We start from the raw sequence: 24,008 nt of genomic DNA, 5'->3' as shown, positions 1-24,008 counted from the left end.
CTCAGCCGTTCAGGGGGTTGCTGGCCTTGCCGTCCAGCCACAGGGTGTCTGAGGCATCTGCATGCGTGCCGCCGGTGCCGACGTGCTTGGCGCTGATCTGCGGCCCCTTGGTGATCACGTGCACGAGTGCCATCCCGTAGCCGCGGGACAGGTCGTAGTCGGACTTCAGCCACTCCAGGATCGGGGTGGCCTTGGTGTCCGGGCCGAAGCCCTTCTCCGTCGCCAGTTCGACGAACTGGCGAGGGGTGAGACCGGTCTTGGTCTCGATGTTGTCGAGGTATGCCTGGAAGGACATGTGTCTCCTATTCGGTTCCGGAGCTTGACGAAGGATCGAGGTTCGTCTGGATGATGACGGCGGAGGCGTGGATGCCGATGAGGCGCATCGTGCCGGTGCCGGTGTTGGTGAACTTGTGCGGCACGTAGGCCGGGCCGGTGACGGTGTCGCCCGCGGTCGCGTGGATCTGCTGGTCGCCGACGACGAAGGTGGCCTCGCCCTCGAGCACGACCCATGTCTCGGGGTAGGGATGCCAGTGCAGCGAGGCGCCCTGGCCGGGCTGGTTGTCGATGTAGAAGTACGAGATGCCTGCCCCGTGTTCGCTGCCCTGGAACCGCCGGCTGCGACCGCTGCCGAGGCGGATCTCATCCGGCTCGACGAGCGTGGGAACGGCGAGTGTCTCGACCATGATGTGCTCCTTTCGTGCGGTGATCTCACTCTTCCGTCCGTGCAGACTCAGCCCCTAGAGTTTCGATGTGGATCGAAACATCCGTCCCCGCGAGGGCGTGGAGAGCCCGGATCACCGGGTGGACTTCCGCCTCAGCCCCGGCGACATCCAGGCCGTCAGGTTCGGCGTCTCGCCCGGTCACGAGTTCGCGCACGCCGTGCGCGTGCTGCTGCGCCCGGCGGAGCATCCGCTGCAGTGGGGCTGGCTGAAGCAGGTGCGCGAGAGCGTGCCCAGGGAGCCGTTCTCCCTGCTCGCCCAGGTGATCGGCGCAGACGGATACATGCCCGACTTCCTCACCACGGACGCGCGATGGGACCTGACACCGGCGGATGAACTCGCCGCGTTGCGCATCGCGCCGGTGCCCGGCATCCTGGTCGACCTCGGCAAGATGATCCAGCGCTCCTCCGGCGAGCGCCAGCAGGCGCTGCGCCGGATGCGCGCAGATCCCGAACGGGCTCGCGCGCTGCTCGCCGACGCCTGGGAGCAGGTCTGGGACGCCGCCCTCGCCCCGGTGTGGCCACAGCTGGAGCGGATGCTGCGCGCCGACATCGCCGTGCGCGCCAGGACCGTCGCCGCCGACGGCCTCGCCGCGATGGCGGGCGGCCTGCACCGCTCCGTGCGCTGGAGCGATGGCGCGGTTCGGGTGCAGCTGCGCCGGCACAGCGAGGACGTCGACTGCCGCGGCAGCGGCCTGGTCCTGGTGCCGTCGGTGATGTCGTCGTGGGGCTGCATGGTGCTGACCGAGCCGCCCGCGCAGCCCACACTGTTCTACCCGGCCCGCGGCGTGACGGCGGGGTGGGCGCGGGACGCGGCCGACCTCGCCGACGCCCTGGGCGCTCTCGTGGGCCCCGTGCGCGCCGCGATCCTGCTGCAGGCGCACATCGCGCGCACGACGTCGCAGGTGGCCGTGGATGCGGGGATCGCGGTGTCGACCGCGTCGCATCACCTCACCGTGCTGCGGGACGCGGGCTTGCTCACGAGCGCGCGCGAGGGGAACCGGATGCTGCACCTGCGCACCCCGCTCGGCGAGGCGCTCGTCGGCGCCGGGCTCTGAGTCAGCCGACCAGCGCCCAGTAGATGAGCCCGGCCCAGGCGAGCGACGACAGCGACGTGAGGCTCAGTGCGATGATCAGCTCGCGCGCCTGGCGATAGGTCCAGACGATGAGGATGGCGGGGAGCACCGCGAGCAGCACCAGCAGCGAGATCCACGCGATCGGGTAGAGCAGGGCGTAGAGCACCGAGAACGCGAACGGGACGAGCACGAAGAGCGTGTACAGGATCTTCGTGGCCGTCTTGCCGATCAGCACGGTGAGTGTGCGCTTACCCACTGCACGGTCCTGGTCGATGTCGCGCAGATTGTTGGCCAGCAGCACGGCGCAGGCGAACAGTCCGGCGCCGACAGCGCCCAGCCACGCCGACAGCGGCAGCGCGAACACCTGCACCCAGGTGGTGCCGAGCGTGGCGACCAGACCGAAGAAGACGAACACGAACAACTCGCCCATGGCGTTGTAGCCGTAGGGACGCTTCCCGCCGGTGTAGAACCACGCGGCGATGATGCTGAGGGCGCCGACCGCCAGCATCCACCACTGCTGCGTGCGGATGACGATCGCGAGCCCCACCAGCGCGGCGAGCGCGAAGAACACCAGCGCCACGACGAGCACCTGCTTCGCGGGCACCCGGCCGGATGCAGTGAGGCGTGCCGGCCCGACCCGGTGCGCGTCTGTGCCGCGGATGCCGTCGCTGTAGTCGTTGGCGAAGTTCACACCGATCTGCAGCAGCACGGCGACGGCGAGACATGCCAGGGCGATCGCCCAGTGGAACAGGTGGTCCACGGTCTGCGCCGCGCCGGTTCCGAGCACGACGGGGGCGACGGCCAGCGGCAGCGTGCGCAGCCGCGCCGCGCCGATCCAGTCGCCGACGCGCACAGGCCCCAGTTCGACCGCGGGTCGCTTGGCCGGGTTTCCGCTGACGCCGCTCTTCTTCTTGCTCTTGTTGCTCTTGCCGGATGCCACGTCCGCATCCTACTGGCCCGGCTTTTGATGCTCCGGTCTCACCCGATGCGGGTGTTCCGTCCCCGCACCGGCATCCTTCGCGACCGGAGCGGAGGGGATGACGGCGGGTACTCTCGAAGCGTGAGTGAAACCCCGGCACGACCGTTGTACCCGCAGGCGACCTCCGTGGCGGAGTTCGCGCAGAACCTCGCCGACGTTCGGGCGAACATCGCCGCCGCCGCGGAGCGCTCCGGGCGCGATGCATCGGGCATCCGGCTTCTGGCCGTGAGCAAGACCGTGCCCGAGGAGCGCCTGCGCCTGGCGATCGAGGCCGGCGCGACCGACCTCGGCGAGAACAAGGTGCAGGAGGCGAAGCGCAAGGCCGAGAACCTCGCCGATCTCGACCTGCGCTGGTCGGTCATCGGGCACCTGCAGACCAACAAGGCCAAGGATGTCGCGGCCTTCGCCGACGAGTTCCAGGCACTGGACAGCATCCGGCTCGCAGACGCGCTCGACAAGCGGCTGCAGGCGGCCGGACGGACGCTCGATGTCTTCGTGCAGGTGAACACCTCGGCCGAGGAGCAGAAGTCGGGCGTCGAACCGGCCGAGGCGCTGGCGTTCCTCGAGGAGCTGAGACACCGCGACAGCCTGCGCGTTCAGGGACTGATGACGCTCGCCCTCTTCACGAGCGACACCGACCGTGTACGCGAGTGCTTCCGCATCCTGCGCGACCTGCGAGACCGGGCGCGCGAGCACGACCTGGTCGGCCCCGGCGAGCTGTCGATGGGCATGTCCGGCGACTACCAGGCCGCGATCGAGGAGGGCTCCACCGTCGTGCGCGTCGGCCAGAAGATCTTCGGCGCCCGGACGTACCCGGCCTGAGTCCGCCTCAGCCCCCGGCGGGGACGATCGCGCGATTCTCGTAGAACGTCTGCAGCACCACCGTCGTGCGCGTGCTGACGTTCGCGGCGAGCCTGATGTCGCGGACCAGCTGCTCCAGCGCCCGCGGCGACGGCACCCGCACGAAGAGCATGTAGCTGGCGTCGCCGGCGATCGAGTGGCACGCCTCGATGGCGTCGAGGTGCTCCAGCAGCTCCGGCGCATTGTCCGGCTGCGCCGGATCGAGCGGCGTGATCTCGATGAAGGCGGAGAGCGGCTTGCCGATCTGCTCGGCATCGAGCAGCGCTCGGTAGCCGGTGATCACGCCACGCGACTCCAGTCGCTTCAGCCGCGCCTGCACGGCCGAAGTGGACAGCCCGACGGTGTCGGAGAGCTGGGCGAGGGTCACCCGTCCGTCGCGGGAGACCTCGGCGACGATCGCGCGGTCGACAGCATCATCCATACATGGAAGAATAGCGGTTGAATCCGGCATACGCCGGAAAATTTCCGTCTCATCGACGATCGGAGGTCCCGATGTCCACTCTCACTCACGCAACGCACGCCATCATCGGCGAACCCGAGGTCGTCGAGGACACTTCGACAGGCTCAGTGCAGGCGCAGCACATTGAGAACACCGCCGCCTGGAAGCAGCTCAAGGACGCCGCGATCGCGATCCGCGCGTTGCAGATCAAGGACGGATCGATCCCCGAGGTCGCCGACCACGAGAAGGCGAAGCAGCTCGTCGGCGCCATCACCGCCGGCATCCGCGCCCTCTCCCCCGCCTTCCCGCACGACGCCGAGTACCTCGCCGCGTCGGTGGCGGACTTCGACCGCTGGGCGGACGAGGGGTTCGGCGTGCCGGACTTCCTCGACTCGCTGGTGGCCTTCCAGCCCCAGCAGCACCGTGTCGACGGCATCCGCCATCTGGTGGTCTTCCCGATGTACACCCAGAACGGATCGAGCGACCGCCTCGTCGAGGCGCTCATCGTCGAGACGATCTGGCCGGAGTTCATCGCCGACCTCGAGGCCGGCGACTACGGCAACAAGCTGTTCGTCTCGCTGCGCCTGGTCGACTTCACGCCGGGCTACGACACGAACTCGGCCGTGCTGTTCCCCGAGACCGTCGCGATGCGCGAGATTCCATCGTTCACCTGGGGCGCGATCTTCCAGGACCGCGAGGCGGCCCGCTACCGCCGCGTCGTGCGCGCGGCGACCGAGATCACGAACCTCGAGCTGCCCGAGCGTGCGGCCGCAATGCTCGACGACCAGCAGATGGCAGAGAAGACGTTCGTGATGTGGGACATCATCCACGACCGCACTCACATGCGAGGCGACCTGCCGTTCGACCCGTTCATGATCAAGCAGCGGATGCCGTTCTTCCTGTACTCGCTCGAGGAGATGCGCTGCGACATGACGGCGTTCCGCGAGTCGGTCAGGATCGAGCGCGCGTTCGACGCCCGCATCGCCGCCGGCGAGAAGCTCACCGAGACCGAGCAGGAGATGCATGACTACGCGCACCTCGTGCAGTACGCGGTGATCTTCGACCGCATCTTCCGCTTCGCCATCACGGGCAACCGCACCCGCAACTACGACGCTGTCGGCGGCCAGCTGCTGTTCGCGTGGCTGCACCAGCGCGGCGTGCTGCACTGGACCGACACCGCTCTCGCGTTCGACTGGGACAACGTGCCCGACGCGGTCGTCGCGCTCGGCGACGCGATCGATGACCTGTACTGGCACTCGATCGACCGCCCGAAGGTCGCGCACTGGCTGGCCGCGTACGAGCTGGTGCGGGGCACCCTGACCCCGCACCCGGCCTCGCAGTGGGCCCGCGGTCTGAGCGACGAGATCCTCGCAGGCGCTCCGAAGGGCTACACCGACGCGGTGATGGACGACGAGTTCCCGCTGTCGATGTTCTTCGAGACGCTCGACAAGAAGATGAAGCCGGTCATCGAGTCGACCGTGGGGATCCGNGGCACCGACGACTGAGGCTCCTCCGCCGCTCCGGTCTCAACGGTTGCGGGTGTTCCGGCCGGAACACCCGCAACCGTTGAGACCGGAGCTGTGAAGGCATGGGAAGGTGAGGGCATGAGCGTTTCAGGGAAGACCGTCGTCATCGCCGGCGCGACGAGTGCGGCGGGGCTCGCCGTCGCGCAGTCGCTGATCGCGGGAGGCGCGCGCGTGATCGCCACCGGGCGCTCGGCGGAGCGTCTCGCGCCGCTCGCGGATGCGGGCACGCAGACCGAGATCGCCGATGCGACCTCGCTCGAGGCGATGACGGCCCTGGCCGCGCGCCTCGGACCTGTTGACGGCGTGCTGCCGCTGGTCGGCGGCTGGCGCGGTGGCGGCGGTCTCGCCGGGCAGAGCGATGACGACCTCGCCGCGCTCCTTCCCGCGTTCGCGGCTGTGCGCGCCACGAGCCGCGCCTTCGACGCCGTTCTTCGGGCGTCGGATGCCGGTCGCTTCGCGATCGTGTCATCCACGGCCGTCGCCCGCCCCCTGGCCGGCGGCGCGAACTACGCGAGCGTCAAGGCCGCGAGCGAGACCTGGGCGCGTGCCGTCGCGCAGGGATTCACCAAGGCGGCGCGGGATGCCGGGGAGCCGCTGCGCGCGGCGTCCGTCGTGTTCCGCGCGAAGGGCGCGCTGGAGCCCGACCTGCTGGCTCGGTCCGTGGTCCGACTGTGGGACTCGGCCGCGAACGGACTCAACGACCAGATCATCGACCTGGCCGGCTGAGCGTCACTCTTCGCGTCCCTCGACGTGCCCCGATGGCGCGGAGGGATCCGCGATTCCGCCGCGTGCGGCCAGCGGCGTGGCATCCGCCGGCATCGCGGCCGAGTTGGTCTCGGCCGGGTTGTCGTCCGTCGTGGCCTCTGCGGAGCCCTCGCCTTCGCCGGTTTCGCCGCCCTCGGCATAAGCCGCGCTCAGCCGGCGATACGCGCGCGTCGTGAACGCGATCAGTGCGAGCAGCACGATCGCCATACCCGAGAAGAAGAAGATCAGCGCGATGCCGCGGGCAGCGCCGTCGCCGATCAGCCAGCCCCAGGTCGCACGGCCCTCGGGCGACTCGACGTACGGGATGATGGCGTACTGCGCGATCGGCGCGATGAGGAACGCGGTGATCGGCGCCGCCGAGGCCTCCATCGCCGACGCGAAGCCGAAGACCCGCCCCTGCCGCTCGTACGGCACGACCTTCTGGATGACGGTCTGCTCGGCCGCCTCGACGGCCGGGATCAGCATCATGTACAGCCACATGCCGACCACGTACACCGGCCACCAGTCGCGGATCGTGAAGAACGAGCCGAGCAGCCCCATCGCCACCACGAGCAGCAGCATGGTGCGGATCGGGTTGCGCCCCAGCCCCGCGGACGCCACGATCGCCCCGCCGATGAGGAACCCTGTCGACGCCACGGCCAGCGCAATGCCCCACAGCTGGACGGACATGAGCTCGAGGCCGTACGGATCCATCAGCGCCATGTAGACCCCGCCGATGAGGTTGTTGAACATAGCGAAGAACAGCAGCACGAACAGGCCAGGCACGGCGCGGATCGAGCGGATGCTGCCGCGCACGTCCATCGCTGAGGGGGCATCCGGGTCGACCACCGGGCGCTCCTCGGGGATCCGCACGAAGAGGATGTGCACGAGCGAGACGATCGTGAGCGCGATGGCGATCACGAGCGTTCCGCCCATTCCCAGGAACCCGATCGCCAGGCCGCTGAACACGCTGGTGACCAGGAACGCGAGGCCCTGCACGGTGCCCACCATGCCGTTCGCGTTCGCGTGCCGCTCCACCGGCACGAGCAGCGTCACGGTGGTGGACAGGGCGATGTTGCGCATCTGCTCGACCACCGCGCCGAACAGGATGACACCGCAGAACAGCCAGAACCACGGCCCGCCGAAGTCGAGGAGCGCCTGCTCGGGCTGCCAGAGATACAGCCATCCGGCGGCGACGAACGCGACGGCCGTGAACGCGCTGGAGAACACGAACACCGAGCGCTTCCGATGCCGGTCGACGATGGTGCCGAACAGGATCGAGAAGATCGCGATGAGCAGCATGTAGGCACCGCCGACGATGCCCGTGGCCATGACGTTCTTCGTCTCGAGGTACACCCAGAACGTCAGCGCGAACCACAGGAAGCTCGTGGTGACGTTCGCCACCAACGTGTTCACCAGGACCTGCAGGAAACTCCGCATGGGTCGAGGGTAGGCGGGACGACCGACATCCGACAGTGCTGCGCGCAGATCGTGACATCCGATGACCCGTAGGCTTGTCCGGTGAGCACTCTGCATGACGCCGCCGTGCGCGGCTTCGCATCCGACAACTACTCCGGCATCCACCCCGAGGTGCTGCAGGCGATCACCGAGGCCAATGACGGCCACCAGATCGCCTATGGCGAGGACCAGTACACCGAGCGGCTGCAGGAGGTCTTCCGCGGCCACTTCGGCGACGGCGTGCAGGCCTTCCCTGTTTTCAACGGCACCGGCGCCAACGTCACCGGGCTGCAGTCGATGCTGCCGCGCTGGGGCGCGGTGATCGCCGCATCCACTGCGCACATCAACGTCGACGAGGCCGGCGCCCCCGAGAAGGTCGGCGGCTTCAAGCTGCTGACCGTGCCCACCGACGACGGCAAACTCACCCCCGAGCTGGTCGACCGCGAGGCCTGGGGCTGGGGCGACGAGCACCGCGCGCAGCCGCTCGTGGTCTCGATCACGCAGTCCACCGAGCTGGGCACGCTGTACACCGCCGACGAGATCCGTGCGCTCGCCGATCACGCGCACGGCCACGGCATGAAGCTGCACCTCGACGGCGCCCGCATCTCGAACGCCGCCGCCGCGCTCGACCTGCCGCTGCGCGCGTTCACTCGCGATGTCGGCGTCGACGTGCTGAGCTTCGGCGGCACCAAGAACGGCGCGATGCTCGGTGAGGCCGTCGTGGTGCTGAACCCCGAGGCCTCCGACGGCCTGATCTTCGGCCGCAAGTTCAACATGCAGCTGGCGTCGAAGATGCGGTTCGTCTCGGCGCAGCTGATCGCACTGCTCGAGGGCGACCTGTGGCTGCGCAATGCACGGCACTCGAACGCGATGGCGCAGCGGCTGCGCTCCGAAGTCGAGGCCGGGCTGGCCGACGGCTCGGTGCGCGGCGTCGAGTTCACGCAGCCGACGCAGTCGAACGGCGTCTTCGCGGTGCTGCCCGAGGGCGTCGCCGACGAGCTGCGCAAGAGCTTCCGGTTCTACGACTGGGACGCCTCCCGTCGCGAGGTGCGCTGGATGTGCAGCTTCGACACGCAGGAGTCGGACGTGGATGCGTTCGTCGCCGAGCTCGGGCGCCTGACCACGGCCTGAGCGCACGACGCTTCGACAGGCTCAGCACCCCGGTTCGTGGGCCCTGAGCCTGTCGAAGGGCGGTCAGGACCCGAGGTGCTCCCGGTACGCGTCGACCGTGAACGGGCGCCCGAGGAACGACTCGACCAGGTCTGCAGCATCCCGGCTGCCGCCCGGCTCGAGGATCTCACGGCGGTAGCGCGCCGCCGACTCGGGATCGAGCAGACCGGTGAAGCCGGTCAGCAGGTCGCGGGCGATCACCAGGCTCCACTGGTACGTGTAGTAACAGGCGCCGTAGCCGGTCAGGTGCCCGAAGGACGCGTACGAGTGGGTGCCGGCGATCCGAGCCACCGGGGTCGACACCTCGTACCAGTGGTCGGTCGCCGCGGCCAGATCGCCCGGGCGATCGACATGCAGGTGGTAGGAGACGCGCGCGTGCCCGAGCTGCGTGCGCACGAGCAGGGCGCGGCCGAAGGCGTCGGCCTCGCGCATCCGCTCGACCAGCGCGGCCGGGATCGGCTCACCGGCGTCGTTGAGCGCGAAGGACTGCAGCACCTCGGCATCCCACACCCACTCCTCGAGCATCTGACTCGGCGCCTCGACGAAGTCCCACTCGGTGGCCACGCCCGAGAACGCGACCCACTCCTGGTCGCCGCCGAGGATCTCGTGCACCAGATGCCCGAACTCGTGGAAGAACGTCTGCACCTGACGGTGCTCCATGAAGCCCGCCGGGAAGTTGCAGACCAGGGATGCCTCGGGGAGCACACGACCGCGCAGCCCGGGTGCGATGCCGAAGCACGCCGCGTGGTTGAACTTGCCCTCGCGAGGGTGCATGTCGAGGTGGATGCGGCCGATCCGCACACCGTCGCGCACCACGTCGTAGGACCGCACGTCCTCGTGCCAGGTCTGCACGTCGACGGGCTCGTAGACGATGCCGAAGAGCCGGCCGGTAGTGGCCAGCACGCCGCCCAGCACGCGCTCGTAGGAGAGGTAGGAGCGCACCTCCTGCGAGTCGACGGCGACGCGCTCGGCGTGCATCCGCGTCAGCAGGTACAGCTGGTCGGCGGCCGTGACCGTCTCGGCATCCGGCTCGTCCTCGCGCAGGCGCGCGAGGAGCATGTCGTACTCACGGGCGGATGCCGCACCTGAGGCCTCGTCCACCTCGTCGAGGAAGCCCGCGACACGGGCGCTGGAGCCCGCCATCCGGTCTTCGGTCTCGTAGTCGGACCAGCTGCCGTAGCCGAGCAGGTCGGCGCGCTGCTGCCGCACGTCCAGCAGTTCCGCGAGGACGGCGTCGTTCTCGGGCCAGGCGAGGTCGGAGCGGGCCGCGGTCAGCGCAAGCCGGGTGGTGCGGTCCGCGGCGTAGTTGCTCACCGGCATCACGTCGGTCGCGTCAGTGGAGAGTGCGACGAGTCCGTCATCACCCACCGGATGCTGCGCCACGAAGTCCTCCGGAAGCCCGGCGAGCGCCTCGGGCGCCACGCGGATCTCGCGCCGGCCCTCCCGGATGTTGCGGGAGAACGCCAGGCTGAGCTCGGTGTCCCTGGCGGCGAGCTCCTGCGCCTTCGCCCTGGTGGGCTCGTCGCGGTCGGCACCGCCGCGACGGAAGTCGCGCAGCAGGTGCTCGCGCACCCGCGCAGCGCCGGCGTCGAGGCCTGCGGGGTCGGTGGCGGCGAAGATCGCGGCCAGCTCGGCATCCGCCATCAGCGCGGTCCACTTGGCCTCGCCCGCGGCGACGCGCGCCTCAGCGGCCTCGCGCACCTCGCGGTCGGGATGCACCTCGCTGAACACCTCGGCCTCGGCCCGCACCCGGTGCACGTCGGTCTGCACGTCGTTCCAGATCGACAGGATCTCCTGCGTCGTGCGTGCTGCGCCGTCCTTCAGGGCGGCGACGAGTTCGTCGGCGTGCGCGAGCCGGTCATCGGATCGGGTGCTCGCGAAGGCGAGCCAGTCGGCGGACGTGGTCGGGAAGACGATGGGTTCAGTCACCCGATCGAGCCTACGCGCGGGCGGCGACGTCAGACGGCGGCCTCCGCCAGCCAGTCGGCATCGGCGCCGTGGTAGTCCTCCTCGACGAATCGCTCCGGAACCGTGCTGAGGATACGGTGCCAGGACTCCGCCCGCCCGAGCGCGGCGATCCGCCAGGCGGCGGGCAGCGAGGCCCGCAGCTGCGACATCGGCGCGAGGTCGCTCCAGACCTCCAGGGCGGCATCGGCGGCCGCGCGCACACGCGCGTCTGCGACATCCGTGCCCAATCTGCGGGCGTAGCCCTCCAGCGGAATGCGCAGCGCCGCCAGCGGAGACGAGGCGACGGAGTCGCCGAAGTCGAAGAAGCGCAGTCGCCCCTCCGGCGCGAAGACGTTCGCGTCGTGCAGATCGTTGTGGTTGAGGGCGAGTGGCAGACCGAGCGACGCCAGTTCTTCACCGGCGTCGCCGGCGGATGTCAGGGCGGCATCGACGCCCTCGCGGAACTCGTCGGGAATGCGCCACCCGTCACGCGCGCGCTCGACGTACTCACGGGCTTCGGCCGGATCGATCGTCGTCAGCGCGAGCTCATCGAGGTGGGAGGCGGATGCCCGGGACAGCAGCATCGCGTCGCGCAGCAGCTCGGCCCAGCGATCATGCTCGGGCAGGTCGCGCAGCACCCGGCCCTGATCGGCGGTGAGAGTCAGGTCGCGCCGGACGTCGACGGCCACCGGCGCGACGACGTGCTCCGGCGCCACGCGGGACAGCACGGAGAGCACCCGCGCCTCCTGCTGCTGCGCGGGGCAGTTCTGCTTGACGTAGTGCACACCGGCAGCGGCATCCACGCGCCAGACGGCCGCCCAGGGGCGGTCCTTGACCCGCTCCAGCGAACGCACCTCCCCGACGTGCGGGGAGATCCATTCGCGGAGGTCGTCGAGGAATTCTTGCGAGGACCAGACCTCGGGACTCCAGGTCATCTCAGCAGGGCCTTCATCTCAGCAGGCCGAGGTGGGCGAGTGCCTGGCGGATGAGCGTGCCGCGTCCGCCCTCCATCTCGGCCCAGACCGCGTCGGACGCGGCCTCCTCCGGGGTGAACCACGTCACCTCGAGCGCGTCCTGGCGGGGCTCGCAGGTGCCGGTGACAGGCACCACGAAGGCGAGCGAGACGGCGTGCTGCCGGTCGTCGCTGTACGCGCTGACGCCGGGGATCGGGAAGTACTCCGCGACCGTGAAGGGGTCGGGCGAAGGCGGCAGCAGCGGGAACGCCATCGGCCCGAGGTCGTTCTCGATGTGCCGGAACAGCGCGTCGCGGATGGTCTCGCCGTAGCGCACTCGCCCCGAGACGACCGTGCGCGTGATCTCGCCGAGCGGGGTCGAGCGCAGCAGCACACCGAGCGAGGTCACCTGCCCGGAGCCGTCGGTGCGCACCGGGACGGCCTCGACGTAGAGCATCGGAAGCCGGCGTCGCGCCTCGGCGAGCTCGATCTCGGTCAGCCAGCCGGGGTTGGCGTCCGGCTCGGGCACGCCGTCGAAACCGAAGTCGCCATCGGGGTCGGGATCGGGTGTGCGCACCGCCATGCCTCATTTGTACCAGGGCGGAGCCGATGCGGTCCGGCGGACCGTTCCGCAAGCTCGAAAACGCAGCTGCGGAGCTCCCCGTGGCGGCGTTTCCGACCGCGTGGTCGAAAGTGCAGGTCAAGGTCGCCAGGAGCATTTGTGACCGCGTGGTCGAAAGTGCAGGTCAAGGTCGCCAGGAGCATTTGTGACCACGCGGTCGAAAGTACAGGCCAACGCGGCCTGCGGGATGCAAAATCGACCACGCGGTCGAAACCGCGGACGCCGGCGCGCGCGGCGGACCGCCCGCGGCGGAGGTCGGCGGCCGCTGGCAGGATGGCTGCATGACCCTCACGATCGACGCCGAGGCGACGCTCTGGTCGCCCGCCGACCGCGCCGGACTGCCGCTGCTCGTGCTGCTGCACGGTTACGGCGCCGACGAACGCGACCTGTTCGGGCTGGTGCCGTACCTGCCCGAGGGCATCGCGGTCGCGGCGCTCGCCGCTCCCCTCACGCCGCCCTGGCCCATGCCCGGCCGCTCCTGGTACCCGATCGACGACCTGCAGTCCCGTGACGCGGCGCAGATCACGACCGCGGCCGAGGCGCTGGTGCGCTGGCTGGACGGGGAGGCGGCGGATGCCGTATCCGTCGCCCTTCTGGGGTTCTCGCAGGGTGCCGCCGTGTCGCTGCAGGCGCTGCGGCTGGAGCCGTCGCGCTTCGACGCCGTCGTCGCCCTGAGCGGCTATGCCGCCCCGGGCGCCCTGCCGAACGACCCCGTGCTGGCGGAGCAGCGGCCGAAGGTGTTCTGGGGCCGGGGCACGCACGACGACGTCATCCCGCCGCACCTGATCGACCACACCGCGCAGTGGCTGCCCGATCACTCCGAGCTCTCCGGCCGGGTCTATCAGGGACTCACGCACTCGATCTCGGAGGCCGAGCTGAACGATGTGCGCGTCTTCCTGACGGCATGGCGGGATCAGGCCTCGGAGTCGGAGTCTCCGGCGTCCTGATCGTCGTGCGGGCGGCGCCGCCGTCGGAACGCGCCGGTGAACACGACCATGAGCACGATCGCCACGCCGACGCCCACCGCGACGGAGATCGCCATGTCCCCCGTCGCGGCGCTCATCGCCGCGGCGACGCCGAGCCCGATGACGATGCTTCCGGCGAAGCCCATGCGAGCCCGCATCTCATGCCGACTCGGGCCCTGACCGCTCATGTCTCCCACCGTATGGGGAGATCCTGTGCCCCGCATCCCCCGCAGGGCGGATATCGCAACACGCCCGGGTTGCACGATCCTGCGTCGACCGGTAACCTCGACGAGTCCTGTCCGCCGTGTTGGGAAGTCCATTGATCTGAATCGTCGTCTCCGCGTCCTGTCCACGCGCTGATCCGACGATCCTTCCTGCCCGCAGGCATCCGTCCCCCTGTTCTCGGGGACCCGTTGTTCAGCGCACCCGCACATCTTCGGGAGCCGCTCATGTCAACCCCCACAATCACCTCCTCGGTCGTGCTCGACCGACTCACCTTCGCCTGGCCCGACGGGTCGGTCGCCCTGGATGCGGTCTCCGGCGCCTTCGGCACCGGGCGCACGGGCCTCGTCGGCCGTAACGGCTCGGGCAAGTCCACACTGCTGCGCCTGATCGCGGGCCGCCTCACCCCCACGTCGGGTTCGCTCTCGACGACGGGTGACGTGGCCTACCTGCCGCAGCAGCTCACGCTCGACACGGATGCCAGGGTCGCGGTGCTGCTCGGAGTCGCCGATGCCCTCGACGCTGTGCGCGCGATCGCCGCGGGCGACGTCGACCCCGTGCACTTCGACGCCGTCGGCGACGACTGGGACGTCGAGGCGCGCGCGCAGGTCGCGCTCGCCGACGCCGGGCTCGATCCGTCGTTCCTCGACCGCACGGTCGGAGAGCTGTCCGGCGGCGAGGCCGTGCTGGTCGCCGTCGCCGGAATCCGGCTGCGACGAGCGCCGATCACCCTGCTCGACGAGCCGACCAACAACCTCGACCGTGACGCGCGTGCGCGGCTCGGCGAGATGGTACGCGGCTGGCGAGGCACCCTGATCGTCGTCAGCCACGACGTCTCGCTGCTGGAGCTGATGGACGACACCGCAGAGCTCTACGGCAGCACGCTGAGCGTGTTCGGCGGCCCATACTCGGAGTGGCGCGCCTGGCTGGACGCCGAGCAGGATGCCGCACGGCAGGCCGAGCGGGACGCCAAGCAGGCGTTCAAGAAGGAGAAACGGCAGCGCATCGAGGCCGAGGCGAAGCTGGCCACCCGTGCGCGGATGGCCAACAAGGCCGAGGTCGAGAAGCGGGTGCCGAAGATCGTCGCGCATGGTCGGAAGATGGCCGCCGAGGTCTCGGCCGGACGACTGCGCACCGAGGTCGCCGGGAAGGAGTCGGCGGCGCGTGAAGCGCTCGACGCCGCGGGTCACCGCGTGCGCGACGATGCGTCGATGAAGATCGACCTGCCCGACCCTGACGTGTCCACTGCCCGGCGCATCGCCACCATCGGCGACGGCTCGCACGCCTGGGTGATCCAGGGGCCGGAGCGCGTCGCGCTGATCGGCCGCAACGGTGTGGGCAAGACCACGCTGCTGCGCAGGCTCGTGCCGGAAGGGCCGGATGCCGCGGATGCTCCGGTGTTCGACCTGCATCCGGAACTGACCGCGCAGGCGCATACCGACCGGATCGGCTACCTGTCTCAGCGGGTGGACGGCCTGGACGACGCGGCATCCGTCGTCGAGAACGTCGCGAAGGCGGCACCGCACGTGCCGGAGAAGGAGCTGCGCAACCGGCTGGCCCGATTCCTGATCCGCGGGGCGGCGATGGACCGGCCGGTGGGTGCGCTCTCCGGCGGCGAGCGCTTCCGCGTCGCACTGGCGACGCTGCTGCTGGCCGACCCGGCACCGCACCTGGTGATCCTCGACGAGCCGACGAACAACCTCGACCTCGACACGGTCGGACAGCTCGTCGAGGCGCTGCGTGCCTACCGCGGCGCGGTGCTCGTCGTCAGTCATGACGACGCCTTCCTCGGGCAGCTCGGGCTCGATCTCACGCTCGAGTTGGATGCCGAGGGCCAGCTGGCCGAGATCGGGTGACATCCGAGGCGCCTGGCGGGGAGGATGGGAGCATGTCATCTGCTCTCGTCCGTCCCCGCCAGGGCCGCATCATCGCCGGGGTGTGCGCCGCCGTCGCGCACCGCTTCGGCTTCACGCCGACGACCGTGCGCGTGCTGACCGTGCTGCTCGTCCTGTTCGCAGGCCTGTCGCTCTGGGCCTACATCCTGCTGTGGATCGTGATCCCGAACGAGGAGTGACCGCTACGCGCGCTTCGAGCGCATCGCCCTCGTGTGGCCGATCGTCGGGTCGGCGGCGAGGCGCGCGTACTCCTCCGACTCCCGCGGCACCAGCGTGACGCGTCCCTCGGCGTCGCTGAGGATGCCCCAGCCGTAGCGCTTGCCCAGCGGCGACGACCGCAGGCAGGCCTGTCCCTTCGAGAAGAACGCTTCGCGCGCCTCGGACGTGTCGTCGAGCAGCTGCCGCTGCACCTGGGTCTGGAAGATCACGTCGTCGGACGTGCGGCCGTACGGCTCCTCGGCGATCAGCCGGTAGTGCAACGCCGCGATGGTCGGCTTCTCGGCCGGCGGCTCCTGCGCGGCATCGGCCGGGCAGTCCTCGGCGACCTCGATGAACGTCGAGACGTAGTTCGTGGTGTGTGCTGCCATGACTCCAGCATGCACCCGGGCACCGACACGCGGCCGGTCAGAGCCGCGTGGCCCAGGGGTGCCCGGGGAGCGTGCGCTCGAGCGACTCCCGCAACCAGCCGCGGCGTCGCGCATCGAGGAACGGCAGCGTCGTCACGAAGTCGGCCTCGTCCTTCGGACGCAGGCCCTTCGCCTTGTACAGCAGCTGGATCTCGGGCTGCAGGTACCGTATGCCCTCGCGCTCCCAGACGGCCTCGCCCATCGGCATCCGCACCGTCTCGTCGCGCTTGTAGCGCCACTCCTCGACCGTGCCGGGCCCGAGCAGGATGTCGTACTCCCACGGGTCGGCAGCGCCGCGGCGTGCCCAGACCTGACCGCACCCTTCCAGGAGGTCGTCGGGATCATCGGAGGTCACCGGCTTCAGCGCGCCGGAGGACGCTCCCCACAGGTCGAGCCGGCCGGCGACATGCGCGCGCAGCAGCGGCAGCTCGCCGCGGAGGATGCCGGGGTCGATGTCCTCGTGCTCACGTTCGACGCCGGTGAACGCCTGCAGCGCCCAGCCGCCGGCGATCCACCAGACTCCGGGATAGCCGGCGAACAGCTCGCGGACATCCTCCGGCGTGCGCGATTCCCACGCGCCGTACAGGCGGGCGAACTCGGCATCGTGCATGCATCCCACGCTAACGGGAGCGCGGTGTCGGAGCCCTGCTTCATGATGGAGGGATGGGCGACGTGCTCGATCGATTCACCCCCGCCACGCAGGACTGGTTCCGGGGCGCCTTCGCCGCGCCCACCTCGGCGCAGGCCGGGGCATGGGATGCGATCTCCGCCGGCAAGCACGCCCTCGTCGTGGCCCCGACCGGATCGGGCAAGACGCTGTCGGCATTCCTGTGGGCGATCGACAGCGTGTTCAGAGAGCGTGCGACGGCGGACGCCGCATCCGATGGCCTCCCGCGCACCCGCATCCTCTACATCTCTCCGCTGAAGGCGCTCGGCGTCGACGTCGAGCGCAACCTGCGCTCGCCCCTGGTGGGCATCGGTCAGTCGGCGCGAAGGCTCGGTGTGCCGGTGCCCGAGATCACGGTGGGCGTGCGCTCCGGGGACACCACCTCGAGCGACCGTCGCAAGCTGGTCAGCGATCCGCCCGACATCCTCATCACCACGCCCGAGTCGCTCTACCTCATGCTCACCAGCCGCGCCGGCGAGACGCTGCGCGGCGTGCACACCGTGATCATCGACGAGGTGCACGCGGTCGCCGCCACCAAGCGCGGCGCGCATCTCGCAGTCAGCCTGGAACGGCTCGACGCCCTGCGCGAGGCGCGTGGCGCGGATGCTCCGGCCCAGCGCATCGGCCTGTCCGCGACCGTGCGGCCGATCGACGAGGTCGCGCGCTTCCTCGGCGGCTCGGCGCCGGTCGAGATCGTCGCGCCACGCGCCACGAAGACCTTCGAGCTCGGGGTGGTCGTGCCCATCGACGACATGCGCAACCCTCCCCCGCCGCCCGGTGCCGCCGCGGCCTCCGACGAGCCGGCCGAGTACCCTTCGACAGGCTCAGGGCAGGCACCCGAGGTGACCGGCTCGGTATGGCCGCACGTCGAGGAGGCGATCGTCGACCGGGTGCTCGAGAACAACTCCACAATCGTGTTCGCCAACTCGCGGCGCCTCGCCGAGCGTCTCACCGGGCGACTGAACGAGATCTACTCCGAACGCATCGGGGTCCCTCTGCCAGACGCCTCCGGACCGCCCGCGGCCATGATGGCGCAGGCGGGGGCGACCGCGGGGGCCGACCCGGTGCTCGCCAAAGCGCACCACGGCTCGGTGTCGAAGGAGCAGCGCGCCCTGGTCGAGGACGAACTGAAATCCGGCGTGCTGCGCTGCGTGGTCGCGACGAGCAGCCTCGAGCTCGGCATCGACATGGGCGCGGTCGATCTGGTGATCCAGGTCGAGGCGCCGCCGTCAGCGGCATCCGGCCTGCAGCGCGTGGGACGCGCCGGCCACCAGGTCGGCGAGATCAGCCGGGCGGATCTCTTCCCCAAGCATCGCGGCGACGTGCTGCACACCGCGATCGTCACCGAGCGGATGCTGGCCGGCAAGATCGAGGCGATCGCTGTGCCCCGCAACCCCCTCGACATCCTCGCCCAGCAGACCGTGGCCGCCTGCGCCCTGGATCCGCTCGACGTGGAGGAATGGTTCGAGACCGTGCGTCGCAGCGCGCCGTTCGCCTCGCTCCCCCGCTCGGCCTACGAGGCGACGCTCGATCTGCTCGCGGGCAAGTACCCGTCCGACGAGTTCGCCGAACTGCGGCCGCGGCTGGTCTGGGACCGGGATGCCGGCACGCTGACCGGCCGCCCCGGCGCGCAGCGCATCGCAGTGACCAGTGGCGGGACCATCCCCGACCGCGGCCTGTTCGGCGTCTTCGTCGCCGGTGAGACGACGGGGGCTCGTGTGGGCGAGCTGGACGAGGAGATGGTCTACGAGTCCCGCGTGGGCGACGTGTTCACGCTCGGCACCACCAGTTGGCGGATCGCCGAGATCACGCACGACCGGGTCAACGTCATCCCCGCGTTCGGGCAGCCGGGCAAGGTGCCGTTCTGGCACGGCGACGGCATCGGCCGCCCCTTCGAGCTCGGCGAGGCCCTGGGCCGGTTCTCTCGCGAGGTGTCGACCGCCGAGGCTGGAAAGGCGCAGCGGCGCCTGATCGACGCGGGGCTCGATGAGCGGGCGCGCGACAACCTGCTCGGGTATCTGACCGAGCAGCGCGAGGCCACCGGCACTCTGCCCACTGACCGCACGCTGACCGTCGAGCGCGGTCACGATGAGGTCGGCGACTGGCGGATCATCCTGCATTCGCCCTTCGGCATGAAGGTCCATGCACCGTGGGCACTGGCCATCAGCGCGCGGGTGCGCGAGCGACTGGGTGTCGAGGGATCGGCGGTCGCAAGCGACGACGGCATCATCGTGCGCGTGCCGGATGCCGACGCCGAACCGCCCGGGGCTGAGCTGTTCGTGTTCGACCCCGACGAGCTCGAACAGCTGGTCACGGCCGAGGTCGGCGGATCGGCGCTGTTCGCCTCGCGATTCCGGGAGTGCGCGGCTCGGGCGCTGCTCATGCCGCGGATGAATCCGAACAAGCGCACCCCGCTCTGGCAGCAGCGACAGCGCTCGGCACAGTTGCTCGAGGTGGCGAGGCGGCATCCGACCTTCCCTGTCATCCTCGAGACCCTGCGCGAGGTGCTGCAGGACGTCTACGACCTTCCGTCGCTGCGGCGCCTGGCGACGGACATCGCCGAGCGGCGCGTGCGACTGGTCGAGACCGAGCCCGCGCAGCCTTCTCCCTACGCCCGCGACCTGCTGTTCGGCTACGTCGGCGCGTTCATGTACGAGGGCGATTCGCCGCTGGCCGAGCGCCGCGCTGCGGCGCTGTCGGTCGATCCGTCCCTGCTCGGAGAGCTGCTCGGCACCGTCGAGATGCGCGAACTGCTCGATCCCGACGTGCTCGCGCAGTTCGAGCTCGAGGCGCAGCGGCTCGACCCGTCGCGACGAGCGCGAGGGCTGGAGGGCGTCGCCGACCTGCTGCGGATGCTCGGGCCGCTGGATGCGGCCGAGGTGGCGCGGCGGCTGCAGTCCACTTCCCCGGCCGCCCCGCGAGGGAGCGCCAGCAACCGAGACGTAACGCCTTCTGCCGCCGCATCCGACGCCGAGGCATCCGCTCACCTGGCCTCCCTCGTCTCCGCGCACCGCGCGATCGAGGTGACGATCGCGGGCGCCCGCCGGTTCGCCGCGATCGAGGATGCCGGGCGCCTGCGCGACGGTCTGGGCACCGCGCTGCCCGTCGGGATCCCGGTGGCGTTCCTCGAACCCGTCGCCGACCCGCTCGGCGACCTGGTGTCGCGGTACGCACGCACCCACGGACCGTTCACGACCGATGCCGTCGCGACCCGCTTCGGGCTCGGCAGCGCCGTCGCCAGGCACACCCTGCAGCGGCTCGAATCGGCCGGGCGGCTGAACAGCGGGTACTTCCTGCCGGCCAGCAGCGGCTCGTCCGCCGACGAGAAGGAGTGGTGCGACGCCGAGGTGCTGCGCCGGCTGCGGATGCGGTCGCTCGCAGCGATCCGAGGGTCGGTCGAACCTGTCCCGGCCGAGGCATACGCTCGGTTCCTGCCCGATTGGCAGCACCTGACCCGCCCGCTCGAGGGTGTCGACGGTGTGCTCTCGGTGGTCGAGCAGTTCGCCGGCGTGCCGATCCCGGCGAGCGCGTGGGAGTCGCTGGTGCTGCCGAGTCGCGTGCGCGACTACTCGCCCGCGCTGCTGGACGAGCTCACCGCGGCGGGAGAAGTGGTCTGGGCCGGTCACGGCTCACTGCCCGGCCGGGACGGCTGGGTGTCGCTGCATCCGGTCGATCTCGCGCCGTTCACTCTCCCCCTCCCCGAGGAGCCACCGTCACCCGGGTCTCTCGAGGAGAAGCTGCTCGACGCGCTGCGCCTCAGCGGCGCCCAGTTCGCCGGCGCGCTGAAGGCGATGACCGACGCCGAGAACGAGCAGTCCGTGCTCGATGCGCTCTGGGCCCTGACCTGGCAGGGGCACATCACCAACGACACCTTCGCCCCGGTGCGCGCACTGATCGCCGGCGGGTCTCAGGCGCACAAGACCACGCGCCGCGCGCCACGCACCCGCACCTACCGCGGAGTCTCGCTGGCTCGCCCCGCGAGCGCCCGCCCCACCACGGTCGGTGGCCGCTGGTCGGTGCTGCCCGAGACAGACCCGGATGCCGCGCGCCGCGCCACCGTCAGCGCCGGGCTGCTCCTGGACCGGTACGGCGTCGTCACCCGCGGAGCGGTGCAGGCCGAGGGCATGCCTGGCGGCTTCGCCCAGGCCTACCGCGTGCTCGCCGGCTTCGAGGAGGCCGGGCACGCCCGTCGCGGCTATGTGATCGAACGGCTCGGAGCCGCGCAGTTCGCCGCGTCCACCACCGTCGACCGGCTGCGCACCTTCGCCGGCCTGGCCGATCCCCCGCCCCGCAACGCTGTCACGCTCGCCGCGACAGACCCGGCGAACCCGTACGGAGCCGCGCTGCCCTGGCCGCGCATCGACGAGGTGTCGCATCGACCGGGTCGCAAGGCAGGCGGGCTTGTCGTGATCGTCGACGGTGCGCTCGTGCTCTACCTGGAGCGCGGAGGCCGCACCGTGCTCGCGTTCACCGATGACGAGGAGACCCTGCGCGCTGCTGTGTCCGACCTCGCGGCGACCTCACGACTGCGCCGGCTCGAGACGCTGACGATCGAGAAGATCAACGGCGAGGGCGTGTACGGCACGGCCATCGCCCGCAGCCTGCAGGAGGCCGGCTTCGTCGTCACTCCGCGCGGATATGCACTGCGCAAGGCGGTCTGATCAATCATGACCGAGGGCGGAACCTGCATTTTCGTGAACGGCCTCCCCGGCTCGGGCAAGTCGACGTACGCACGAAGTTTCGTGGAGTCCCGCCGCGGCTGGCTCAACCTCGACGTCGACCTGCTGCGAGGCCTGCTGGACACCGCATCGATCGACTTCGTGCGGGCCGGCGCCGAGGTGCAGCCCCTTGCTCTGGCGGTGCTGCGGGAACAGATCGGACGCGGAGGAGACGTGATCTTCCCTCAGCTGTTCTTCACTCCGGCGGAGGCCGCCCCGTTCGAGGACGCCGTCGCACAGAGCGGCGGACGCGTCGTGCGCACGCTGCTGCACGAAGACGCCGAAGAATGCTGGCGCCGTGTCCAGGAACGGGCGCACGGCTCGGCATCCGGATCCATCGACCGACGCATCCGGGCTCTGCTCGCGGAAGCGGGCGGCGCTCTCGAACTCGAACGGATGCAGCGGCAGCTGTCGTCCTGGTCCGGCGGACCTGAAGCGCCCCGGATCATCAACTCGTCGACCCCGCACGAGGAGCTCGCGCTGCTCGCCGCCGGCTGACGAGATCAGCGTTCCACTGTCGAAACCGCGTTCCACGCGTCTCGGAGCGACCGCGCCCGCTCGCGCAGCCCCGCATCCGGCAGCAGCACCGGCCCGTCCGAGATGTCGACGTTCCGCAGCGGGTCGTCGTCGGTGTGCTGCGGCAGCAGATGGCAGTGCAGGTGCGGCATCCGGTGCCCCATCACCAGATAGTCGATCTTGCGCGGATCGAGCACCGCGCCGATCGCACGCCCCGCGCGCTGCACGTCGCTCCAGAATGCGGCGAGCGCGTCGGCGTCGAGGTCGGCCAGATCGGTGACGTGCTCGCGCAGGATGACCAGGCAGTAGCCCGGATGCGCCTGGTTCCGGGCCAGCCGGATGTGCGCCGTCGGCGTGGACGCGATCAGGACACTGTGCGGGTTCTCCTCGAGGTGCGCGTCGGCGCACATCCCGCAGGTCGACGGATCGGCCAGCGCCGCCTGCTCCGCTTCGGACCACCACACCCGGCCATCGTATGGCCCGGCATCCGTCGTGATACGGTGCTCGACATGACGGCGCGTCTGTATTCGTATCGCCCGGCTCTGGCCAGAGCCGGCGGTCTGTAGCGCCCCACACACACTGGCCAGAGCTCGAGGCAAGGACATCCGTCCTTGCCTTTCGCGTATCCGCGGGAGGCTCTGGCCCGGCCATCCTCTCCGACCTGACGAGAGGACCACCATGACCCGAGCAGACGACATCCTGCGCCCGATGCGGCGCACGATCGACACGATCATCGACGAGGACGCCCTTCGCGACAGACTCGACAGCGGCGCGCAGCTGCGGATCAAGTACGGCGTCGACCTCACCGCCCCGGACCTTCACCTGGGCCACGCGGTGAATCTCTGGCTCATGCGGCATCTGCAGGAGCACGGGCACCGGGTCGTGTTCCTGCTGGGAGACCTCACCACGCGCGTCGGCGACCCGACAGGCAAGAGCGAGACTCGTCCGGTGCTGACCGACGCGCAGATCGACGAGAACGCCCGCGCCTTCCTCACGCAGGTCTCGCTCGTGCTGGACACGTCGCCGGAGGTGTTCGAGGTGCGCCGCAACTCGGAGTGGTTCGACCGGATGCCGGTGGCCGAGCTGCTGACGCTCTTCAGCATGACCACGCACGCTCAGCTGATGGCGCGCGACATGTTCCGCGACCGCCTCGCGCAGGGACGCGAGATCGCGCTCCACGAGCTGACCTACCCGGTGCTGCAGGGCTACGACAGCTTCGCGATGGACAGCGATCTGACCATCGTCGGCTCGGACCAGCTGTTCAACGAGATGATGGGCCGGCAGTACCAGCAGCGTCTCGGCTCACGACCGCAATCCCTCATCACCACGGTGATCACGCCGGGCCTGGACGGCGGTCCGAAGCAGTCGAAGTCGCTCGGCAACTACATCGCGCTGACCGACATGGCCGGTGACAAGTTCGGCAAGGCGATGAGCTTGCCCGACGACCTCACGGGCGTGTGGGCGAGCGCGTACACGACTCTCGACGACGCGCGCGTCGCGGAGCTGACAACCGCCTCGGCACGCGGCGGGCGCGACGCCCGCGACGCGAAGCTCGCGATGGCCGAGGCGCTCGTAGCCCGGTACCACGGCGCGGATGCCGCGGCACGGGAGCGCGAGGCGTTCCTGCGGGTCTTCTCCGAAGGCGCGACGCCGGAGACCACGGATGCTGTGCAGCTGACGTCTCCGGTGCTCACGACCCTCGCTCTGCTCGAGCTTGCCCGTCCCGACCTCAGCGGCTCCGCGCGCCGGCGCCTCCTCGCGCAGGGCGCGGTGCGCGTGGACGGCACCCTCCTCACGGATCCGGACCTCGCGCTGACGGTTCGGGACGGCAGCATCCTGCGCACCGGCCGGCGAACGTGGACTCGTCTGGACCTGCCCGCCTGAACGTTCCGGTCCCACGATTCGC

General features: G+C 70.2%; 23 protein-coding genes. 11 read left to right on the top strand and 12 right to left on the bottom strand.

The genetic code is table 11. From position 1 onward, the window contains the following. Nucleotide 1: 1 nt before the first annotated feature. Nucleotides 2-295 (bottom strand): DUF4287 domain-containing protein, encoded by a 294-nt coding sequence (locus tag DY023_RS02620; protein ID WP_116240791.1) that lies wholly within the window; start codon nucleotides 293-295, stop codon nucleotides 2-4. Between the two features lie 7 nt (nucleotides 296-302). Beyond that, complete coding sequence (locus tag DY023_RS02615; RefSeq protein WP_116240790.1) at nucleotides 303-683, bottom strand: cupin domain-containing protein; 381 nt, start codon at nucleotides 681-683, stop codon at nucleotides 303-305. A gap of 67 nt (nucleotides 684-750) precedes the next feature. Here DY023_RS02615 and DY023_RS02610 point away from each other — a divergent pair, with 67 nt between their 5' ends. Beyond that, nucleotides 751-1,776 (top strand): ArsR/SmtB family transcription factor, encoded by a 1,026-nt coding sequence (locus DY023_RS02610; RefSeq protein WP_116240789.1) that lies wholly within the window; start codon nucleotides 751-753, stop codon nucleotides 1,774-1,776. A 1-nt stretch (nucleotide 1,777) separates the two neighbouring features. Here the strand turns inward: DY023_RS02610 and DY023_RS02605 are convergent, their stop codons facing one another. Beyond that, nucleotides 1,778-2,734 carry a 1,4-dihydroxy-2-naphthoate polyprenyltransferase gene (locus DY023_RS02605; RefSeq protein WP_116240788.1) on the bottom strand — a complete coding sequence of 319 codons (957 nt, stop codon included), beginning with the start codon at nucleotides 2,732-2,734 and terminating at the stop codon, nucleotides 1,778-1,780. Between the two features lie 120 nt (nucleotides 2,735-2,854). On the opposite strand from DY023_RS02605, the gene DY023_RS02600 reads away from it, so the two are divergent. Then, entirely contained in the window at nucleotides 2,855-3,595 is a 741-nt protein-coding gene (locus tag DY023_RS02600) for a YggS family pyridoxal phosphate-dependent enzyme (protein WP_245958558.1), read from the top strand. Nucleotides 3,596-3,602: 7 nt separating this feature from the next. Here the strand turns inward: DY023_RS02600 and DY023_RS02595 are convergent, their stop codons facing one another. Further along, nucleotides 3,603-4,055: an Lrp/AsnC family transcriptional regulator gene (locus tag DY023_RS02595; RefSeq protein WP_116240787.1), complete on the bottom strand. Its 453-nt coding sequence runs from the start codon at nucleotides 4,053-4,055 to the stop codon at nucleotides 3,603-3,605. A 71-nt stretch (nucleotides 4,056-4,126) separates the two neighbouring features. On the opposite strand from DY023_RS02595, the gene DY023_RS02590 reads away from it, so the two are divergent. Continuing rightward, complete coding sequence (locus tag DY023_RS02590) at nucleotides 4,127-5,578, top strand: DUF6421 family protein (RefSeq protein WP_116240786.1); 1,452 nt, start codon at nucleotides 4,127-4,129, stop codon at nucleotides 5,576-5,578. Between the two features lie 99 nt (nucleotides 5,579-5,677). Continuing rightward, nucleotides 5,678-6,325, top strand: a complete 648-nt coding sequence (locus DY023_RS02585; RefSeq protein WP_116240785.1) for an SDR family NAD(P)-dependent oxidoreductase — start codon at nucleotides 5,678-5,680, stop codon at nucleotides 6,323-6,325. Between the two features lie 3 nt (nucleotides 6,326-6,328). Here DY023_RS02585 and DY023_RS02580 read toward each other — a convergent pair whose 3' ends face one another. Next, the gene (locus DY023_RS02580) at nucleotides 6,329-7,783 is read right to left on the bottom strand and encodes an MFS transporter (RefSeq protein WP_116240784.1); all 1,455 of its coding nucleotides are present in this window, start codon (nucleotides 7,781-7,783) and stop codon (nucleotides 6,329-6,331) included. Nucleotides 7,784-7,864: 81 nt separating this feature from the next. Between DY023_RS02580 and DY023_RS02575 the strand changes: the two genes are divergently transcribed. Beyond that, nucleotides 7,865-8,932: a threonine aldolase family protein gene (locus DY023_RS02575; RefSeq protein WP_116240783.1), complete on the top strand. Its 1,068-nt coding sequence runs from the start codon at nucleotides 7,865-7,867 to the stop codon at nucleotides 8,930-8,932. A gap of 63 nt (nucleotides 8,933-8,995) precedes the next feature. On the opposite strand, the gene DY023_RS02570 is transcribed toward DY023_RS02575, so the two are convergent. From DY023_RS02570 to DY023_RS02560, 3 genes are read right to left on the bottom strand one after another with little or no spacing between them, the layout of a single operon-like run. Next, nucleotides 8,996-10,900 carry a M3 family metallopeptidase gene (locus DY023_RS02570; protein WP_116240782.1) on the bottom strand — a complete coding sequence of 635 codons (1,905 nt, stop codon included), beginning with the start codon at nucleotides 10,898-10,900 and terminating at the stop codon, nucleotides 8,996-8,998. Nucleotides 10,901-10,929: 29 nt separating this feature from the next. After that, entirely contained in the window at nucleotides 10,930-11,853 is a 924-nt protein-coding gene (locus DY023_RS02565) for an aminoglycoside phosphotransferase family protein (RefSeq protein ID WP_116240781.1), read from the bottom strand. 13 nt (nucleotides 11,854-11,866) lie between these two features. After that, entirely contained in the window at nucleotides 11,867-12,454 is a 588-nt protein-coding gene (locus tag DY023_RS02560; RefSeq protein ID WP_116240780.1) for an NUDIX hydrolase family protein, read from the bottom strand. Between the two features lie 320 nt (nucleotides 12,455-12,774). On the opposite strand from DY023_RS02560, the gene DY023_RS02555 reads away from it, so the two are divergent. Beyond that, complete coding sequence (locus tag DY023_RS02555) at nucleotides 12,775-13,440, top strand: alpha/beta hydrolase (protein WP_116240779.1); 666 nt, start codon at nucleotides 12,775-12,777, stop codon at nucleotides 13,438-13,440. On the opposite strand, the gene DY023_RS02550 is transcribed toward DY023_RS02555, so the two are convergent. Further along, on the bottom strand, nucleotides 13,407-13,646 hold the full coding sequence (locus DY023_RS02550; protein WP_147303245.1) for a hypothetical protein: 240 nt from the start codon (nucleotides 13,644-13,646) through the stop codon (nucleotides 13,407-13,409). The two genes, DY023_RS02555 and DY023_RS02550, sit on opposite strands and share 34 nt — an antisense overlap. 261 nt (nucleotides 13,647-13,907) lie before the next feature. Here DY023_RS02550 and DY023_RS02545 point away from each other — a divergent pair, with 261 nt between their 5' ends. Both DY023_RS02545 and DY023_RS02540 read left to right on the top strand, forming a co-directional pair. Further along, entirely contained in the window at nucleotides 13,908-15,536 is a 1,629-nt protein-coding gene (locus DY023_RS02545; RefSeq protein WP_116240777.1) for an ABC-F family ATP-binding cassette domain-containing protein, read from the top strand. Between the two features lie 32 nt (nucleotides 15,537-15,568). Further along, nucleotides 15,569-15,754, top strand: coding sequence for a PspC domain-containing protein (locus DY023_RS02540; RefSeq protein ID WP_116240776.1), 186 nt, complete (start codon nucleotides 15,569-15,571; stop codon nucleotides 15,752-15,754). Between the two features lie 3 nt (nucleotides 15,755-15,757). Here DY023_RS02540 and DY023_RS02535 read toward each other — a convergent pair whose 3' ends face one another. Beyond that, on the bottom strand, nucleotides 15,758-16,162 hold the full coding sequence (locus tag DY023_RS02535) for a DUF6157 family protein (protein ID WP_116240775.1): 405 nt from the start codon (nucleotides 16,160-16,162) through the stop codon (nucleotides 15,758-15,760). 37 nt (nucleotides 16,163-16,199) lie between these two features. Continuing rightward, the gene (locus DY023_RS02530; RefSeq protein ID WP_116240774.1) at nucleotides 16,200-16,811 is read right to left on the bottom strand and encodes a hypothetical protein; all 612 of its coding nucleotides are present in this window, start codon (nucleotides 16,809-16,811) and stop codon (nucleotides 16,200-16,202) included. Between the two features lie 53 nt (nucleotides 16,812-16,864). Between DY023_RS02530 and DY023_RS02525 the strand changes: the two genes are divergently transcribed. Both DY023_RS02525 and DY023_RS02520 read left to right on the top strand, forming a co-directional pair. Continuing rightward, nucleotides 16,865-21,529 (top strand): ATP-dependent helicase, encoded by a 4,665-nt coding sequence (locus tag DY023_RS02525; protein ID WP_116240773.1) that lies wholly within the window; start codon nucleotides 16,865-16,867, stop codon nucleotides 21,527-21,529. A gap of 6 nt (nucleotides 21,530-21,535) precedes the next feature. Further along, on the top strand, nucleotides 21,536-22,084 hold the full coding sequence (locus tag DY023_RS02520; protein WP_116240772.1) for a P-loop nucleotide/nucleoside kinase family protein: 549 nt from the start codon (nucleotides 21,536-21,538) through the stop codon (nucleotides 22,082-22,084). A gap of 5 nt (nucleotides 22,085-22,089) precedes the next feature. Here DY023_RS02520 and DY023_RS17880 read toward each other — a convergent pair whose 3' ends face one another. Next, nucleotides 22,090-22,566, bottom strand: a complete 477-nt coding sequence (locus DY023_RS17880) for an HIT family protein (protein WP_181905693.1) — start codon at nucleotides 22,564-22,566, stop codon at nucleotides 22,090-22,092. 214 nt (nucleotides 22,567-22,780) lie between these two features. Between DY023_RS17880 and tyrS the strand changes: the two genes are divergently transcribed. Further along, nucleotides 22,781-23,986, top strand: a complete 1,206-nt coding sequence (tyrS, locus tag DY023_RS02510) for a tyrosine--tRNA ligase (protein WP_116240770.1) — start codon at nucleotides 22,781-22,783, stop codon at nucleotides 23,984-23,986. Nucleotides 23,987-24,008: the final 22 nt, after the last annotated feature.

This window comes from Microbacterium bovistercoris, from assembly GCF_003387575.1.
In the GTDB taxonomy this organism is placed as follows: Bacteria; Actinomycetota; Actinomycetes; order Actinomycetales; family Microbacteriaceae; genus Microbacterium; species Microbacterium bovistercoris.
Note: the sequence above shows the minus strand (reverse complement) of the source record. Positions and strands in the feature narration are given on the sequence as shown.